Raw genomic sequence first — 16,103 nt, forward strand, 5'->3', positions numbered from 1 at the left:
GATTGCGTCGGATGTATGCAACGCATTGTGGCGATTATGCAACAAGTGTGGCCGTGACGGAAATCTTTCGGCCACCGATCCCCTGAAAAGGGGATGACCTGGCGTCACATCGGGCGGTAGGCGCTCACGATCTCGACGATTTGTAGACGTTGACGCCCAGCTCGCGAATCTTCTTGCGCAGCGTGTTGCGGTTCAAGCCGAGCAATTCGGCCGCCTTGATCTGGTTGCCGCGCGTTGCCGTCATGGAAGCGAGCACCAGCGGATATTCGACCTCGGACAGGATGCGCTGATAGAGACCTGCCGGCGGCAAATCACCGGCGAAAGAGGCGAAATAGCGCTGCAGGAAGTGCTCCACCGCCTGGCCGATGGACAGATCGTCCGGGATCAAATTGCCGCCGCCGGGAACGACCGGCCTTTCGCCTGTCTTCAGTTCGGCTTCGATGATTTCGGCTGATATTTCGTCCTGCGAATAGAGCGCCGCAAGCCGGCGCACCAGGTTTTCCAGCTCGCGCACGTTTCCCGGCCACGGATAGCGCTTCATCAATTCGATGCCGCCGGTCGAAATGCGCTTGGTCTGCAAGCCTTCGCTGGCGCCGATCTTGAAGAAATGCCGCACCAGATCGGGAATGTCTTCCGACCTCTCACGCAAACCCGGCAGCCGAAGCGGCACGACATTCAGGCGATAGAACAGATCCTCGCGGAAAAGCCCCTGGTTGATCAGAGTGCGCAGATCCTTGTTGGTGGCGGCGACGATGCGCACATCGGTCTTGATCGGGGTGCGCCCGCCGACCGTTGTGTATTCGCCCTGCTGCAGCACGCGCAGCAGCCGCGTCTGCGCCTCCATCGGCATGTCGCCGATCTCGTCGAGGAACAGCGTGCCGCCCTCGGCCTGCTCGAAGCGGCCGGTCGAGCGGTTCTGTGCGCCGGTGAAGGCGCCCTTCTCGTGGCCGAACAGCTCCGATTCGATCAAATCGCGCGGGATCGCCGCCATGTTGATGGCGACGAACGGACCGCCGCGGCGACGGCCATATTCGTGCAACGCGCGCGCCACCAATTCCTTGCCGGTGCCGGACTCGCCCGAGATCATCACCGTCAGGTCGGTCTGCATCATGCGCGCCAGCATGCGGTAGATGTCCTGCATGGCGGCCGAGCGGCCGACCAGCGGCATGGCGTCAGGCTGTTCTTCCGGTCGCGTATCGATCTTCGGTCGGCGCGGCTCTGACAGCGCACGATTGACGATGTTGAGCAGCTCGGTCAGGTCGAACGGCTTCGGCAGATATTCATAAGCACCTGTTTCGGAAGCACGAATCGCCGTCATGAAAGTGTTTTGCGCGCTCATCACGATGACCGGCAGCTCCGGCCGGGCCTTCTTAATGCGGGGCAGCATGTCGAAGGCGTTCTCGTCCGGCATGACAACGTCGGTGATCACCAGATCGCCCTCGCCCGCCGCCACCCAGCGCCACAGCGTCGAGGCGTTGGAGGTCACGCGCACCTCATGGCCGACGCGCGACAGCGCCTGATTGAGCACGGTGCGGATGGCCGCATCGTCGTCGGCGACGAGAATATTGCCGCGAACCGTCATTTGCGGTCTCCTTCGCCTTCATCATCGGCAGTGTCGATGGGTGTTTCTTTCCAGGCCGGCATCAGGATTCGGAAGGTGGTGCCGCGCGGCGTCGAATCGCATTCGATGATGCCGCCATGCTCGCCGACGATTTTCGCCACCAGCGCCAGGCCGAGCCCCGAGCCGTTCGGCTTGGTGGTGATGAACGGATCGAACAGGATCGGCAGAATGTCTTCCGAAACGCCGGACCCATTGTCGCGCACGCAGAATTCAAGCGGTAGCGACACGCGGTCCTGGGTTCCGGGAACGGAAACGCGGATGCCCGGCCTGAACGCGGTCGACAGCACGATCTCGCCCTGCGGGTCGCCGCCGATCGCCTCGGCAGCGTTCTTGACCAGGTTGAGAAACACCTGGATCAGTTGGTCGCGGTTGGCGAAAACCGGAGGCAATGATGGATCATAGTCCTCCAATATCCTGATTCTCTTGGCAAAACCGTTCTTCGCGATTGCCTTCACATGATCCAGCACGACATGGATGTTGACAGGATAGCGGTCAATCGGCCGCTCGTCGGAAAACACTTCCATGCGGTCGACGAGGGAGACTATGCGATCAGTCTCGTCAGTGATGAGGCGGGTCAGCGCGCGATCCTCGTCGGACGCCGAGAGTTCGAGCAGCTGTGCGGCGCCACGTATGCCGGACAGCGGGTTCTTGATCTCATGTGCCAGCATGGCGGCAAGGCCGGTGACCGAACGCGCGGCACCCCTGTGTGTCATCTGCCGGTCGATCTTGTCGGCCATCGAGCGTTCCTGGAACATCACCACGATCGAGCCTGGGAATTCCGGCACCGGCGCGACATAGAGATCGACGACCTTCTCGATGCCGAGACGCGGCGACGACACGTCGACACGGTATTCGTTGACCGGCGCACGGCGCTCGCGCACCTGGTCGACCAGCTGCAGCAACGGGCTGCCGAACGGGATCAGCTTGGAGAGTGTGTTGCGGGCAAGCATATTGGCACTTGAGCGGAAGAAGTCTTCCGCATCGGCATTGGCGTAGGTGATGAACCCGTCCGGATCGACCATGATGACGGGACGGCGGATGGTGTTCAGCACTATACTGGCGGCATCCGCCATGTCGGAGCTCGGTGTGACGGTGGCGTTCATGCGGCGCTCCGCAAGGGCGTGGCTTCGCCGGAAAACACCTCATGCAGCAAGGCAATGACGCGGGCGGGTTCGAAAGAGGTGAGGATGGCTTTCCGCCGCTCATCGGAAACGCCAGCAGCGTGGCGGTCGAGATACCAGCCGAGATGCTTGCGCGCCTGGCGCAAGCCGCTTTCGACGCCGTAAAGCGTCAGCATGTCCTCGTAGTGGGAAACGATGTAGTCGGCCATGGCTTGCGGGCTTTCCGGCACGCCGGAGAGCGCGTCGCCCGCAGCCGTCGCCGCAATGCGGCCCGCCGTCCATGGCGCGCCATAATGGGCACGACCGATCATCACCGCGTCGGCGCCCGACTGTTCAAGGATTTCGGCGGCCTCCGCGGGCGAGCCCACATCGCCATTGGCGACGACCGGGATCGAGACGGCGTCCTTGATGCGGGCGATGGCGCCCCAATCGGCCTTGCCTTGATAAAACTGGCAGCGCGTGCGCCCATGCACGGTCACCATTTTAACACCGGCCTCTTCGGCGCGGCGCGCCAAAACGGGTGCATTGAGCGCATTGTCGTCCCAGCCGAGCCGCATCTTGACCGTGACCGGCACCTGGACCGCGCCGATCACCGCTTCGATCAGCGACAGCGCGTGGTCGAGATCGCGCATCAGCGCCGAGCCGGCATAGCCGCCGGTCACCTTCTTGGCCGGGCAGCCCATATTGATGTCGATGATGTCGGCGCCCTCGCCGGCAGCGATGCGCGCGCCCTCGGCCATGTGCTCGGCCTCGCGGCCGGCAAGCTGAACCATATGGACGGGCAGCCCGGAATGACGGATGCGCAGGTCGCAGCCGGCCCTGCCCTTGGCAAGCTCGCCGCTCGCCACCATTTCCGACACGACCAGGCCCGCGCCATGCGCGTAGGCGCGCTGCCGGAACGGCTCGTCCGTTATTCCCGACATGGGCGCGAGGAAGACGCGGTTGCGGATTGTCACGCCGCCAACGTCGAGTGGCGAAGCCAATTTTGTCACTTCAGGCATGCACAAAAACCAAGCATATCGGATCGCTGCACATTCTCTAGCCATAAGAAAGGCATTGTGCAACGCGCAATGACGTCACATTGCGGCGCATTTGGGAAAATGCTGGCCTTCGCCATAAGCCGCGACTAAGCCTCTCGGCATGACAGACGCAAGCGAAAAACCGGCCGGGGCGACGACCGACAAGGTCGGCGTGGTCATCGTTGCCGCCGGCCGAGGCGCGCGTGCCGGACAGGCCGACGGGCCGAAGCAATATCAGCGCATCGGCGGCCGCGCCGTCATCGCGCGCACGCTGGAGACTTTCCTGGCGCATCCCGGAATTGGCCCCGTCGTCGTCGCCATCCATGCCGATGACCGAGCGCTTTTCGACAAGGCAGCCGGCGCGTATGCCGAGCGGGTTACCGCCGTGGTCGGTGGCGAGTCGCGCCAGGCCTCGGTCCGGCTCGGCCTGCTGGCGCTGAGGGACCGTACGCCCAGCCGTGTCCTTGTGCATGACGCGGTGCGGCCGTTTGTCGACGCGGCCCTGATCGACCGCACCATTGCGGCCATTGGCGAGCGCCAGGGCGCGCTGCCCGCTTTGCCCGTCGCCGATACGCTGAAGCGCGAGTCGGCGACCGGCATGATCGAGGAGACGGTGCCAAGGGCCGGCCTTCATGCCGCGCAGACGCCGCAAGGCTTTCCGTTCTGGCCGTTGCTCGCCGCGCACGAAAAGGCCCATCATCTCGGCAAGACGGATTTTACGGACGATGCCGCGATCGCCGAATGGGCGCATATTCCGGTAAAAATCGTCGAGGGGTCGCCGGACAATGTCAAATTGACTTGGGCAAGGGATATTGCGATGGCGGATCAACGGCTTACTGGCGAGCGTTTTCCCGACATTCGCACCGGCAATGGCTATGATGTGCACGCCTTCGAGGCCGGCGACCATGTCACTCTGTGCGGCGTTGCCATTCCGCACGGCAAGAAGCTTTCCGGCCATTCGGATGCCGATGTCGGCCTGCACGCGCTGACTGATGCGCTGCTCGCCACTTGCGGGGCCGGCGACATCGGCACGCATTTCCCGCCTTCCGATCCGCAATGGAAGGGCGCGGCGTCGAAGATTTTCGTCGAGCATGCGGCCAGGTTGGTGCGTGCGCGGGGCGGCCGCATCGCCAATGCCGACATCACGCTGATCTGCGAGGCGCCGCGCGTCGGCCCGCATCGCGAGGCCATGACCAACGCGTTGTCCGCGATGCTGGGCATTTCCGCTGATCGCATCTCGATCAAGGCGACGACGAACGAGAAACTCGGCTTTGTCGGCCGCGAGGAAGGCATCGCCGCCATCGCCACCGCCAGTGTCGTCTTCCCCGGGGAGGTTCCCGCATGAACAACAGCGATCTTGCCAACGCCCTGCTCCAGGTCTGCCAGCAGCGCGGCATCATGCTGGCGACGGCCGAGAGCTGCACCGGCGGCATGATCATCTCGGCACTGACCGACATTGCCGGCTCGTCCGCTGTCGTCGATCGCGGCCTCATCACCTATTCCGATGAAGCAAAGATGGAGATGCTCGGCGTCTCGCCCGCCACGATCGAGGCGCATGGTGCCGTCTCGCGCGAAACGGTTCTGGAGATGGCAGCGGGCGCTCTGGCGCGCTCGCGCGCCGGGCTGGCGCTTGCCGTCACCGGCATTGCCGGCCCGGGCGGCGGCTCGCCGGAAAAACCGGTCGGCCTCGTCTGGTTCGGAGTTGCCCTAAGAGGTGGGCCGGTGGCTGCCGAGCTCAATATGTTTGCCGACAATGGCCGCGACTTCATCCGCCGCGAGACGGTCAAGCATGCGCTGGAGATCGGCATGCGCGCGCTCGGCGACACTCATGAGATGGGCGTCGTTCCGTAGATGACGTCCGCACGTTTTTCGAAGGCTTCGGAAAACATGCGGAAGGCACGATCGAACATGGTGCCCATCACCACGCCGAGGATGCGGCTCTTGAACTCGTAGTCGATGAAGAAGCGGACGTTGCAGCCGCCGCCGTCGGCCGGCTCGAAGCGCCAGATATTGCTGAGATATTTGAACGGTCCATCGATGTATTTGACATCGATTGTGTTTTCGTCCGGCTTCAGCAGCACTTGCGTCGTAAAGGTCTCGCGGATCGCCTTGTAGCCGATGCTCATATCGGCGAGGAGAATGGTGCGGCCGTCACGCTCCTTGCGCGAGCGCACCGTCAGCGCCTCGCACAGCGGCAGAAATTCAGGATAGGTCTCGATATCGGCGACCAGCGCAAACATCTGCTCCGGCGTGTGGGCAACGCGGCGTGTGGCTTCGAATTTCGGCATTGAAGCAGGATTTAACTGGCTTTTTTGAGCTGCGCCTCACGCGCCGCCCGCAGCCTGGCGAAATCGTCACCGGCATGATGCGAGGAGCGCGTCAGCGGGCTCGACGCCACCAGCAGGAAACCCTTGGTCTTGCCGATCGTCGCGAAGGAGTTGAACTCCTCCGGCGTGACGAAGCGGATCACCGGGTGGTGTTTCTTCGACGGCTGCAGATACTGGCCAATGGTCATGAAGTCGACATTGGCCGAGCGCAGGTCGTCCATCAGTTGCAGGATCTCGTTGCGCTCTTCGCCGAGGCCGACCATGATGCCGGACTTCGTGAAGATCGACGGGTCGAGCTCCTTGACCCGCTGCAACAGCCGGATCGAGTGGAAATAGCGGGCACCCGGCCGCACCGTCAGGTAGTTCGACGGCACGGTTTCGAGATTGTGGTTGAAGACATCGGGCTTGGCCGCCACGACGATCTCCAGCGCGCCCTCCTTGCGCAGGAAATCGGGCGTCAGGATTTCGATCGTGGTCAAGGGCGTCGCTGCTCGGATCGCCCGGATAACCTCGGCGAAATGCTGCGCGCCGCCATCGGCGAGATCGTCGCGGTCGACCGAGGTGATGACGACATGGGTCAGCCCCATCTGCTTTACGGCATGCGCGACACGCGCCGGCTCATCGGCATCGAGCGCGGTGGGAATGCCGGTGGCAACATTGCAGAACGCGCAGGCGCGCGTGCAGATCTCGCCCATGATCATGAAGGTGGCGTGCTTCTTTTCCCAGCACTCGCCGATATTGGGGCAGCCGGCCTCTTCGCACACCGTGACCAGCTTGTGCGACTTCACGATCTCGCGGGTTTCGGCATAGCCCTTGGACATCGGCGCCTTGACGCGGATCCAGTCGGGTTTGCGCAGCACGTCCTGATCAGGCTTGTGCGCCTTCTCGGGGTGCCGCAGGCGCGGCGCGTTGGCGATCGTGTCGAGGACGGTGACCATCTCAAACCTGACTTGTTGGCGTCTGCCCGTCGGCATTCGCCCTTCTGACGTCATCTAGGACTTTTCGGTGCAAAGAAAAAGGCCGCGGCGGCGCATGCCGCCACAGCCTTTTTCGCATAGCGGTAGTTTAGCGGCGTATCAGCCGCCCGGCAAAGATCAGCAGGCAGGCGCCGATGAAGCCGGTGATCAGGTAGGCGAGCCAGCCGACACCGAAGGGTTCGATGTTGAGCGCCCTGAGAATTGCGTTCAGCACCACCGCGCCGACAATGCCCATAATGATGTTCATTAAGACGCCGGTATTGCTCTTCATGACCATCTCGGCCAGCCACCCGGCCAAACCGCCGATGATGATGGCCGCAATCCAGCCCACGCCATTCACGTCCATATGCCAACTCCTCCAGTGTCAGGTGAAAATGCATCCGGAAACGAACTGTCTTGCCGTAAGGTTCCTCCGGCGCATGCGTCTGAGTCTCGCGGCAGCAATTTATCACGCGTTGAGCGCACGGCCATAGGCATCGAGCACGCTTTCCTTCATCATCTCCGACAGCGTCGGATGCGGGAAGATGGTGTGCATCAGTTCTTCCTCGGTGGTCTCCAGGTTCATCGCCACGACAAAGCCCTGGATCAGCTCCGTCACCTCGGCGCCGACCATATGCGCGCCGAGCAGCTGGCCGGTCTTCTTGTCGAAGATGGTCTTGATGAAGCCCTGGTCCTCGCCAAGCGCGATCGCCTTGCCGTTGGCGCCGAACTGGAAGCGGCCGACACGAATGTCCTTGCCTTCGGCCTTGGCCTTGGCTTCGGTGAGCCCGACCGATGCGACCTGGGGGTTGCAATAGGTGCAGCCCGGGATCTTCAGCTTGTCTGTCGCATGCACGCCGGGGAAATTGGCGATCTTTTCGATACATACCACGCCTTCATGCTCGGCCTTGTGGGCAAGCATAGGCGGTCCGGCGACATCGCCGATAGCGTAGATGCCGGGAACGTTGGTCTTGCCATAGCCGTCAATGACGACGCAGCCGCGATCGGTCTTCACGCCGAGCGTCTCGAGGCCGAGATTCTCGATGTTGCCCTGCACGCCGACGGCCGAGATCATGCGGTCGGCGGTGATCTTCTCGACCTTGCCGTCTTTCATCTCGACGTGGGCAGTGATCGAGTTGGCACCCTTCTCGACCTTGGTCACCTTGGCCTCGAGGATGATTTTCATGCCCTGCTTCTCGAACTGCTTCTGCGCGAATTTCGAGACCTCGGCATCCTCGACCGGCATCACCGCCGGCAAAAGCTCGACCACCGTCACCTCGGCGCCCATGGTGCGATAGAAGGAGGCGAACTCGATGCCGATGGCGCCCGAACCCATGACCAGCAGCGATTTCGGCATCTCCTTCGGCACCATCGCCTCGAAATAGGTCCAGATCAGCTTGCCGTCCGGCTCGATGCCGGGCAGCGCGCGCGGCCGGGCGCCGGTGGCGAGAATAATGTGCTTGGCGGTATAGGTGCCCTCGCCCTTGACGCCCTTGGGCACCGGCGGCTGCGGCTCCATCGGTTTCTTGGCCGTCTTGGAGACGACGATTTCACCCGGCTTGGAGAGCTTGGCCTCGCCCCAGATAACGTCGACCTTGTTCTTCTTCATCAGGAAGGCGACGCCGCCATTGAGCCTCAACGACACTTTGCGCGAGCGGTCGACGACAGCGGCCGTGTCGGCGCTGACCTTGCCGCCTTCGAGCTTCAGGCCGTAGTCCTTCAGATGATCGGAATAGTGCATGATCTCGGCCGAGCGCAGCAGCGCCTTGGTCGGGATGCAGCCCCAGTTGAGGCAGATGCCGCCGAGATGCTCGCGCTCGACGATCGCCGTCTTGAAGCCGAGCTGGGCGGAGCGCACCGCCGTGACATAGCCGCCGGGGCCTGAGCCGATGATTATGACGTCGTAGGATTCAGCCACGGGGTTTCTCCCTGATTTTCTCTAGAGTTCCAGCATCACACGCACCAATGGCGCCAATGCGTCACCTATATTGCGCGTGTTTTCGGCATCGAGATGGACCCCGTCGATCGGTGTGGTCTCGGCCACCGTGCCGGCATCGAAAAAGCCGCAGCCGGCCTCGTCGGCGAGCGCGGAATATTGCGGCGCCAGCTGCTTCGAGGCCTCGTCGCCGCCGGCAAACATTTCCTTGAATTCGGCATTGTCGGTGCGGCTGACCGCTGGTGGCGCGACGATCAGGATTTGCGGCGCGGCCCAGTCGAACGGATAATCGTGGCCGCGCACGATGTCGATCAGCCGCTGCACGCCCTGCTTGGCCGCGACCGGATTGCCGTGGATCCAGGGCTTCATGTCGTTGGCGCCGAGCATGATGATGATCAGGTCGAGCGGCGCATGGCTGGTCAGGATCGTCGGCAGCACCTTGGCGCCATTGCGGTCGGCACCAGCCAGGTGATCGTCGAAAGCCGTGGTGCGGCCGTTCAGACCTTCGGCAATGACTTCGATATCGTCGTCGCCCAACGCCGCCTTGAGCACGCTCGGCCAGCGATCTTCCAGCGCATAACGCCCGAGGCTCGCCGCGTCATAGCCCCAGGTCAGGGAATCGCCGTAGCAGAGGATCGTTTTCATGCACCCGCACCCGCCTCCGCCCTAAGCGCGCGCCGCACGCGCCATCCCACGAACAGCCACTGCACGATAACCGTGGCGATGCTTGGCAAAAACAGACCGGCGACAACGGGGAGATCGCCTGACCACTGGGCTTTGCCAGGCGGCTGCGAGAAGGTCCAGGCAATCAGCCCGATTCCGGCCAGCACGAACAACGAAACCCCAACAAGCCCCGTCAGGTTTATCGCCCTTTGCGGGTTTGGCACGAACTGCGCGATGAAAAACGCCACGGTCGCAACGATGGTGACCAGCGCCGAAACCATGAAGACCAGGATGTATTCGGAATTCGCATTGGTGACGATTGCCAGCCACAGCGCCACCAGCCCGCCGGCCAAGCCGGAAAGGATCAGGGCGAAAAGGCTGGTGACGAATTTCCGCACAGCCTTTTTCCTTCCTAGACCAGCATGCCCATCGGATTTTCGATCATGCGCTTGAAGGCGACCAGAAGTTCGGCGCCGAGCGCACCGTCGACGGCGCGGTGATCGGTCGACAGCGTCACCGACATGATATTGGCGATTCTGATCTCGCCATTCTTGACCACCGGCCGCTGCTCGCCGGCACCCACCGCCAGGATCGTCGCATGCGGCGGGTTGATGACGGCGGCAAAGTCCTTGATGCCGAACATGCCGAGATTGGAGACAGCCGTCGTGCCGCCCTGATATTCCTCAGGCTTCAGCTTGCGGCTGCGCGCACGGCTCGCCAGATCCTTCATCTCGTTGGAGATAGTGGACAGCGTCTTTTCGTCGGCGTGGCGGATGATCGGCGTGATCAAGCCGCCGGGGATCGACACGGCAACGCCGACATCGGCGTGCTTGTGCTTGACCATGGCGCTTTCGGTCCACGACGCATTGGCATCCGGCACCGCCATCAGCGCCATCGCCATCGCCTTGATCACCATGTCGTTGACCGACAGCTTGTAGACGGGCACTTCGCCCTTGTCGGTCTTCTTCATCGGAGCCGCCGCATTGATCTGTGTGCGCAGCGCCAGCAGGGCATCGAGCTCGCAGTCGAGCGTCAGGTAGAAATGCGGGATGGTTGTCTTGGCCTCGACCAGGCGGCGCGCAATGGTCTTGCGCATATTGTCGTGCGGGACGAGCTCGTAGGACCCTTCGGCAAACAGCTTCAGCACCCGTTCGTCCGACATCGCCTTGGGTGCCGGAGCCGGCGCAGACGCCGGAGCGCCGGCAGGTGCGGCTTTCGCGGCCGGCGCGGCCTTGGCGCCACCGCCGGCGATCGCCGCCTCGACATCGGCCTTGACGACACGGCCATGCGGGCCGGTGCCACTCACGGCGGACACATCGACGCCGGCGTCTTTGGCTATGCGCCGCGCCAGCGGCGAGGCGAAAGTGCGCTCGCCTGACGATTGGCTGATCTCCCCCCTTGTGGGGGAGATGGCCGGCAGGCCAGAGGGGGGCGCGACAGACTGAGAGGTCGGCGGGACAGCGCCCCCCCCCNACATTGCAGGGTGAGCGAGGCGCCGAAACTGCCAATCTCCCCACAAGTGGGGGAGATGGCCGGCAGGCCAGAGGGGGGCGCGACAGACTGAGAGGTCGGCGGGACAGCGCCCCCCTCTGTCGACTTCGTCGACATCTCCCCCACGGGTGGGGAGATTGACGCCTTATCCTGTTTGGCATCGGCTTTCGCGGGCGCGGCATCGCCGCCGCCCTTTGCCGCCGCCCCTGCATCCTCGCCTTCGCCAGCCAGAATGGCGATCAGAGCATTGACCTTGACGCCTTCGGTGCCGGCCGGAACGACGAGCTTGGCAACCGTGCCCTCATCGACGGCCTCGACTTCCATCGTCGCCTTGTCGGTCTCGATCTCGGCGATCACGTCGCCCGGCGAAACCTTGTCGCCCTCCTTGACCAGCCACTTGGAAAGATTGCCCTCTTCCATCGTGGGCGAGAGCGCCGGCATGGTGATGTTGATTGGCATGATGTCCTCCCGACCGGCTCAGCGATACGTGACGGCTTTGACCGCCTCGATGACCTCGCCGACATTGGGCAAGGCCAGCTTTTCGAGGTTCGCCGCATAAGGCATCGGCACGTCCTTGCCGGCGATGGTGATGACCGGCGCATCGAGGAAGTCGAAGGCGCGCTGCGAAACCTGGTTGGCGATGTGGTCGCCGACCGAACTTTGCGGGAAACCTTCTTCGACCACGATCAAGCGGTTGGTCTTCTTCACCGAGGCAATGACGGTGTCGAGGTCGAGCGGACGGATGGTCCTGAGATCGATGATCTCGGCATCGATGCCCATGCCGCGCAGCTCGGCTTCCGCCTTGATGGCATAGGTCATGCCGATGCCGAACGAGACGATGGTGACGTCCTTGCCCTGCTTGTGAATGCGCGCCTTGCCGATCGGCAGCACGAAATCGTCAAGCTTCGGCACGTCGAAGGACTGGCCGTAGAGGATTTCGTTTTCGAGGAAGATGACCGGGTTCGGATCGCGGATCGCCGCCTTGAGCAGGCCCTTGGCATCGGCAGCCGTGTACGGCATCACCACTTTCAGGCCGGGAATATGGCTGTACCAGGCGGCATAGCACTGCGAATGCTGGGCGCCGACGCGGGCGGCAGCCCCGTTCGGGCCGCGGAACACGATCGGCGCGCCCATCTGGCCGCCCGACATATAGAGCGTCTTGGCGGCGGAGTTGATGATCTGGTCGATCGCTTGCATGGCGAAATTAAAGGTCATGAATTCGACGATCGGCTTCAGGCCGGCCATTGCCGCACCGACGCCGACGCCGGCAAAGCCATGCTCGGTGATCGGCGTGTCGACCACGCGTCGCGGCCCGAATTCCTGCAGCAGGCCTTGCGTGATCTTGTAGGCGCCCTGGTATTCCGCGACCTCCTCGCCCATGACGAAGACATCGCCGTCGCGGCGCATTTCCTCGGCCATGGCATCGCGCAAGGCCTCGCGCACCGTGGTCGAGACCATCTCGGTGCCGGCGGGAATATCGGGATCGGCCGCAGGTTTGGCCGCCGGAGCGGCGGGAACTGCCTTCGGAGCCTCGCCGGCATCCTGGGGAGCCGCTTTTGAACCTTCCTCGGCTGCATCGGTCCGCTGACCGCCAGCGGAAACGGCATCCTGGGTGGAGGCAGGCTTGCCGCTCTTTTCGACATCGCCTGCACTTTCACCGTCCTGCAGCAACACGGCGATCACCGCGTTGACCTTGACGCCTTCGGTGCCGGCGGGAACCACGATCTTGCCGATCGTGCCTTCATCGACGGCTTCGACTTCCATCGTCGCCTTGTCGGTTTCGATCTCGGCGATGACATCGCCGGCGACGACCTTGTCGCCCTCGTTCTTCAACCATTTGGAAAGATTGCCCTCTTCCATGGTCGGCGAGAGAGCGGGCATGAGAATTTCGATCGGCATGTCCTTGCCCTCCCGTTACAATACGATGTCGGTCCAGAGCTCGGACGGATCCGGCTCTGCGTCGTGCTGGGCAAATTCGGCGGCGTCGGCGACGATGTCGCGGACTTCCTTGTCGATGTTCTTGAGTTCGTCCTCGGTCGCCCACTTCTTGGCCGTCAGCCGCACCTTGACCTGCTCGATCGGATCATGATCCGAGCGCATCTTCTGCACTTCTTCCTTGGAGCGGTATTTTGCCGGATCCGACATCGAGTGACCGCGATAGCGATAGGTCTGCATCTCGAGGATGATCGGACCGTTGCCGGCACGGCACCATTCGGTCGCCTGATCGCCGGCGGATTTGACCGCACGCACATCCATGCCGTCGACCTGAATGCCGGGAATCTTGAACGATGCGCCGCGATGCGAAAAATTGGTTTCCGCCGACGAGCGCGACACCGAGGTGCCCATGGCATAGCGGTTGTTCTCGATGATGTAGATCACCGGCAGCTTCCACAGCGAGGCCATGTTGAAGCTTTCATAGACCTGGCCCTGGTTGGCTGCGCCATCGCCGAAATAGGTCAGCGAGACATTGTTGTTGTCGCGGTAGCGGTTGGCGAAGGCCAGCCCGGTGCCGAGCGAAACCTGCGCGCCGACAATGCCGTGGCCGCCGTAAAAATGCTTCTCCTTGGAGAACATGTGCATGGAGCCGCCCTTGCCCCTCGACAGGCCACCACGGCGTCCGGTCAGCTCTGCCATGACGCCCCGCGGTGACAGTTCCATCGCCAGCATGTGGCCATGGTCGCGATAGGCGGTGATCATCTGGTCGCCGTTGATCAGCGACATCTTCATGCCGGTGACGACCGCTTCCTGGCCGATATAGAGGTGGCAGAAGCCGCCGATAAAGCCCATGCCGTAGAGCTGGCCGGCCTTTTCCTCGAAGCGACGGATAAGCAGCATGTGCCGGTAGGCGGCAAGCTCCTCGTCCTTGGTGAAGTCGGCCGGCTTGGGGGCGGAAAGCCCCGTTGATTTGGCGGATGTCGATTTAACGGATTTGGCAGGCGCTTTTTTGGCGGCGGTGGCCATGCATCACTCCCTGTTGGCGTCTCTTCGCGGACACTAAAGCAGACCATGTCTGCTCCGGGGAGGATCAGCTCCTCCCCACCGATTGGAAGGAAGCTAACATGCGAGACGGCGTTTCGCCATGCAGAAAAACGCATGGCTGGCATGCGCCTAAACGCCCAGAATCGTTAGAGATATCAGCGATTAACCGAAATTCGGTTATTTCGAATTGGCCGGCAGCATGATGGTGATTTCATCGGGCTGGGACAGATTGAGCGCCCGGCGTGCCTGCTCGTCGAGCATATCCTTTTCAAGCGTGCCCTCATGCATCAGCTGGACGCGCCGCTCCAGATCGATCCGGCGCGCCTTGATGGCATCGTACTTGGCCTGCAATTCGATGGTCTGCGCTTCGAGCTGATATTTGGAATTGATGCCGAACTCGCCATGATAGGCATGGAAGCCGAAATAGGCCAGGAACGCCACGCAAAGCGACGGGATGATCAGCCGGCCGGTGTTTCTCTGCTTGTGCTGGCGTGTCCACATGGTCGCAATCCTTTGACCGCCATTTGTCGCTCGATTGTGCTTAATGGACGGTTACGGACAGGTGCATTAGCCAGCGGCCGCAACGAAAAAGGGCGGGAAAATCCCGCCCTTCGTCGTTTTCGCCAGTTCGGCAGAATTTAAGCTTTGACCACCGACTTGCCGGCGTAGCGCGCCTGCTTGCCGAGCTCTTCCTCGATGCGGATCAGCTGGTTGTACTTGGCCATGCGATCCGAGCGCGACAGCGAACCGGTCTTGATCTGCCCGCAATTGGTGGCGACGGCGAGGTCGGCGATGGTCGAATCCTCGGTTTCGCCCGAACGGTGCGACATGACGGCTGTGTAGCCTGCCTTGTGCGCGGTCTCGACAGCGTCGAGCGTTTCGGTGAGCGAGCCGATCTGGTTGACCTTGACCAGGATCGAATTGGCGACACCCATGCGGATGCCGTCGCGCAGCCGCGCCGTGTTGGTGACGAAGAGGTCGTCGCCAACCAGCTGCGTCTTGTTGCCGATCAAATCGGTCAGGTACTTCCAGCCCTCCCAGTCGTCCTCGGCCAGGCCGTCCTCGATCGAGATGATCGGATAGTCGGCGGCAAGCTTGGCCAGGTACTTGGCCTGCGCCTTGGGATCGCGGGTCCTCTTCTCGCCCTCATAGACGTAATTGCCGTCCTTGAAGAATTCGGTCGCCGCACAGTCGAGACCAAGCGCGATCTCCTCGCCCGGCTTGAAGCCGGCCTTCTCGATCGATTCCATGATGAAATCGAGCGCCACCGGCGCACTCTTCAGATTGGGCGCGAAGCCGCCTTCGTCGCCGACATTGGTGTTGTGGCCGGCATCCTTGAGCTTCTTGCGCAGCGTGTGGAAGATTTCCGAGCCCCAGCGCACGCCTTCGCGCAGCGTCGGCGCGCCGACCGGCAGGATCATGAATTCCTGGAAATCGATCGGATTGTCGGCATGCGCGCCGCCATTGATGATGTTCATCATGGGCACCGGCAGCAAATGCGCCTTGGTGCCGCCGACATAGCGGTAGAGCGGCAGGCCGGCGGCTTCCGCCGCGGCCTTGGCGACCGCCAGCGAGACGCCGAGGATGGCGTTGGCGCCGAGCCGGCTCTTGTTGGGCGTGCCGTCGAGCTCGATCATGGTCTGGTCGATGTGGATCTGGTTTTCGGCTTCCAAGCCGCCGATCGCCTCGAACAGCTCGCCATTGACGGCCTCGACCGCCTTGAGCACGCCCTTGCCGAGATAGCGGGCGCCACCGTCGCGCAGTTCGACGGCCTCATGCGCGCCGGTCGACGCGCCCGACGGCACCGCGGCGCGGCCCATCGAGCCGTCTTCGAGGACGACGTCGACCTCGACGGTCGGATTTCCACGGCTGTCCAGGATTTCACGCCCGACAATGTCGATGATGGCGGTCATTGCGATGTCCCCGATTGATCGATTGAAAGCGTCGCGCCCCTCTTAGCCAAAGTGCCGCAAAAGGCAATCAGGAATGG

The 16,103-nt window shown here is 62.7% G+C and carries 15 protein-coding genes and 2 pseudogenes; 2 read left to right on the top strand and 15 right to left on the bottom strand.

Features of this window, described 5'->3' with window-relative positions; all coding sequences use genetic code 11:
- Nucleotides 1-124: 124 nt before the first annotated feature.
- Genes ntrC through dusB form a run of 3 tightly spaced genes read right to left on the bottom strand, consistent with a single transcriptional unit; the run spans nucleotide 125 to nucleotide 3,743 of the window.
- Nucleotides 125-1,582, bottom strand: coding sequence for a nitrogen regulation protein NR(I) (gene ntrC / locus X727_RS137705; protein WP_023691281.1), 1,458 nt, complete (start codon nucleotides 1,580-1,582; stop codon nucleotides 125-127).
- Nucleotides 1,579-2,724: a nitrogen regulation protein NR(II) gene (locus X727_RS137700; protein ID WP_023706549.1), complete on the bottom strand. Its 1,146-nt coding sequence runs from the start codon at nucleotides 2,722-2,724 to the stop codon at nucleotides 1,579-1,581. Before X727_RS137700 ends, ntrC begins: the two co-directional genes overlap by 4 nt.
- The gene (dusB, locus tag X727_RS137695) at nucleotides 2,721-3,743 is read right to left on the bottom strand and encodes a tRNA dihydrouridine synthase DusB (protein ID WP_023825579.1); all 1,023 of its coding nucleotides are present in this window, start codon (nucleotides 3,741-3,743) and stop codon (nucleotides 2,721-2,723) included. The genes X727_RS137700 and dusB overlap by 4 nt, the downstream gene beginning before the upstream one ends.
- A 139-nt stretch (nucleotides 3,744-3,882) precedes the next feature.
- Here dusB and X727_RS137690 point away from each other — a divergent pair, with 139 nt between their 5' ends.
- Both X727_RS137690 and X727_RS137685 read left to right on the top strand, forming a co-directional pair.
- Entirely contained in the window at nucleotides 3,883-5,106 is a 1,224-nt protein-coding gene (locus tag X727_RS137690; RefSeq protein ID WP_023835243.1) for a bifunctional 2-C-methyl-D-erythritol 4-phosphate cytidylyltransferase/2-C-methyl-D-erythritol 2,4-cyclodiphosphate synthase, read from the top strand.
- Entirely contained in the window at nucleotides 5,103-5,612 is a 510-nt protein-coding gene (locus X727_RS137685) for a CinA family protein (protein ID WP_023835244.1), read from the top strand. Before X727_RS137690 ends, X727_RS137685 begins: the two co-directional genes overlap by 4 nt.
- On the opposite strand, the gene X727_RS137680 is transcribed toward X727_RS137685, so the two are convergent.
- From X727_RS137680 to eno, 12 genes and pseudogenes are all read right to left on the bottom strand, one after another.
- A complete protein-coding gene (locus X727_RS137680; RefSeq protein WP_023835245.1) occupies nucleotides 5,588-6,049 on the bottom strand; it encodes a type II toxin-antitoxin system RatA family toxin in 462 nt (153 codons plus the stop codon). The two genes, X727_RS137685 and X727_RS137680, sit on opposite strands and share 25 nt — an antisense overlap.
- A gap of 11 nt (nucleotides 6,050-6,060) precedes the next feature.
- Nucleotides 6,061-7,026 (bottom strand): lipoyl synthase, encoded by a 966-nt coding sequence (lipA, locus tag X727_RS137675; RefSeq protein ID WP_023688453.1) that lies wholly within the window; start codon nucleotides 7,024-7,026, stop codon nucleotides 6,061-6,063.
- Between the two features lie 127 nt (nucleotides 7,027-7,153).
- Nucleotides 7,154-7,411 carry a GlsB/YeaQ/YmgE family stress response membrane protein gene (locus tag X727_RS137670; RefSeq protein ID WP_023668920.1) on the bottom strand — a complete coding sequence of 86 codons (258 nt, stop codon included), beginning with the start codon at nucleotides 7,409-7,411 and terminating at the stop codon, nucleotides 7,154-7,156.
- Between the two features lie 102 nt (nucleotides 7,412-7,513).
- Nucleotides 7,514-8,962, bottom strand: a complete 1,449-nt coding sequence (lpdA, locus tag X727_RS137665) for a dihydrolipoyl dehydrogenase (protein ID WP_023682554.1) — start codon at nucleotides 8,960-8,962, stop codon at nucleotides 7,514-7,516.
- 21 nt (nucleotides 8,963-8,983) lie between these two features.
- The gene (locus X727_RS137660; RefSeq protein WP_023835246.1) at nucleotides 8,984-9,625 is read right to left on the bottom strand and encodes an SGNH/GDSL hydrolase family protein; all 642 of its coding nucleotides are present in this window, start codon (nucleotides 9,623-9,625) and stop codon (nucleotides 8,984-8,986) included.
- Complete coding sequence (locus tag X727_RS137655; RefSeq protein ID WP_023835247.1) at nucleotides 9,622-10,041, bottom strand: hypothetical protein; 420 nt, start codon at nucleotides 10,039-10,041, stop codon at nucleotides 9,622-9,624. The genes X727_RS137660 and X727_RS137655 overlap by 4 nt, the downstream gene beginning before the upstream one ends.
- 14 nt (nucleotides 10,042-10,055) lie before the next feature.
- Nucleotides 10,056-11,021 (bottom strand): annotated as a pseudogene (locus X727_RS0134770) (2-oxo acid dehydrogenase subunit E2); the annotation flags it as partial.
- Nucleotides 11,022-11,290: 269 nt separating this feature from the next.
- Nucleotides 11,291-11,593, bottom strand: a pseudogene (locus X727_RS1000000167190) (biotin/lipoyl-containing protein); the annotation flags it as partial.
- Nucleotides 11,594-11,611: 18 nt separating this feature from the next.
- A complete protein-coding gene (locus tag X727_RS137650) occupies nucleotides 11,612-13,033 on the bottom strand; it encodes a pyruvate dehydrogenase complex E1 component subunit beta (protein WP_023696091.1) in 1,422 nt (473 codons plus the stop codon).
- 15 nt (nucleotides 13,034-13,048) lie between these two features.
- Nucleotides 13,049-14,095, bottom strand: a complete 1,047-nt coding sequence (gene pdhA, locus X727_RS137645; RefSeq protein WP_023668914.1) for a pyruvate dehydrogenase (acetyl-transferring) E1 component subunit alpha — start codon at nucleotides 14,093-14,095, stop codon at nucleotides 13,049-13,051.
- A gap of 195 nt (nucleotides 14,096-14,290) precedes the next feature.
- Entirely contained in the window at nucleotides 14,291-14,614 is a 324-nt protein-coding gene (locus X727_RS137640) for a septum formation initiator family protein (RefSeq protein WP_023682560.1), read from the bottom strand.
- Between the two features lie 137 nt (nucleotides 14,615-14,751).
- On the bottom strand, nucleotides 14,752-16,026 hold the full coding sequence (gene eno / locus X727_RS137635; protein ID WP_023701745.1) for a phosphopyruvate hydratase: 1,275 nt from the start codon (nucleotides 16,024-16,026) through the stop codon (nucleotides 14,752-14,754).
- Nucleotides 16,027-16,103: the final 77 nt, after the last annotated feature.

Source organism: Mesorhizobium sp. L103C105A0 (assembly GCF_000502215.1).
GTDB lineage: Bacteria > Pseudomonadota > Alphaproteobacteria > Rhizobiales > Rhizobiaceae > Mesorhizobium.

Excerpts from the sequence above, each read along its gene's own strand:
- ntrC (WP_023691281.1), bottom strand. The coding sequence starts at position 1,582 with ATGACGGTTCGCGGCAATATTCTCGTCGCCGACGACGATGCGGCCATC.
- X727_RS137700 (WP_023706549.1), bottom strand. The coding sequence starts at position 2,724 with ATGAACGCCACCGTCACACCGAGCTCCGACATGGCGGATGCCGCCAGT.
- dusB (WP_023825579.1), bottom strand. The coding sequence starts at position 3,743 with ATGCCTGAAGTGACAAAATTGGCTTCGCCACTCGACGTTGGCGGCGTG.
- X727_RS137690 (WP_023835243.1), top strand. The coding sequence starts at position 3,883 with ATGACAGACGCAAGCGAAAAACCGGCCGGGGCGACGACCGACAAGGTC.
- X727_RS137685 (WP_023835244.1), top strand. The coding sequence starts at position 5,103 with ATGAACAACAGCGATCTTGCCAACGCCCTGCTCCAGGTCTGCCAGCAG.
- X727_RS137680 (WP_023835245.1), bottom strand. The coding sequence starts at position 6,049 with ATGCCGAAATTCGAAGCCACACGCCGCGTTGCCCACACGCCGGAGCAG.
- lipA (WP_023688453.1), bottom strand. The coding sequence starts at position 7,026 with ATGGTCACCGTCCTCGACACGATCGCCAACGCGCCGCGCCTGCGGCAC.
- X727_RS137670 (WP_023668920.1), bottom strand. The coding sequence starts at position 7,411 with ATGGACGTGAATGGCGTGGGCTGGATTGCGGCCATCATCATCGGCGGT.
- X727_RS137660 (WP_023835246.1), bottom strand. The coding sequence starts at position 9,625 with ATGAAAACGATCCTCTGCTACGGCGATTCCCTGACCTGGGGCTATGAC.
- X727_RS137650 (WP_023696091.1), bottom strand. The coding sequence starts at position 13,033 with ATGCCGATCGAAATTCTCATGCCCGCTCTCTCGCCGACCATGGAAGAG.
- pdhA (WP_023668914.1), bottom strand. The coding sequence starts at position 14,095 with ATGGCCACCGCCGCCAAAAAAGCGCCTGCCAAATCCGTTAAATCGACA.
- X727_RS137640 (WP_023682560.1), bottom strand. The coding sequence starts at position 14,614 with ATGTGGACACGCCAGCACAAGCAGAGAAACACCGGCCGGCTGATCATC.
- eno (WP_023701745.1), bottom strand. The coding sequence starts at position 16,026 with ATGACCGCCATCATCGACATTGTCGGGCGTGAAATCCTGGACAGCCGT.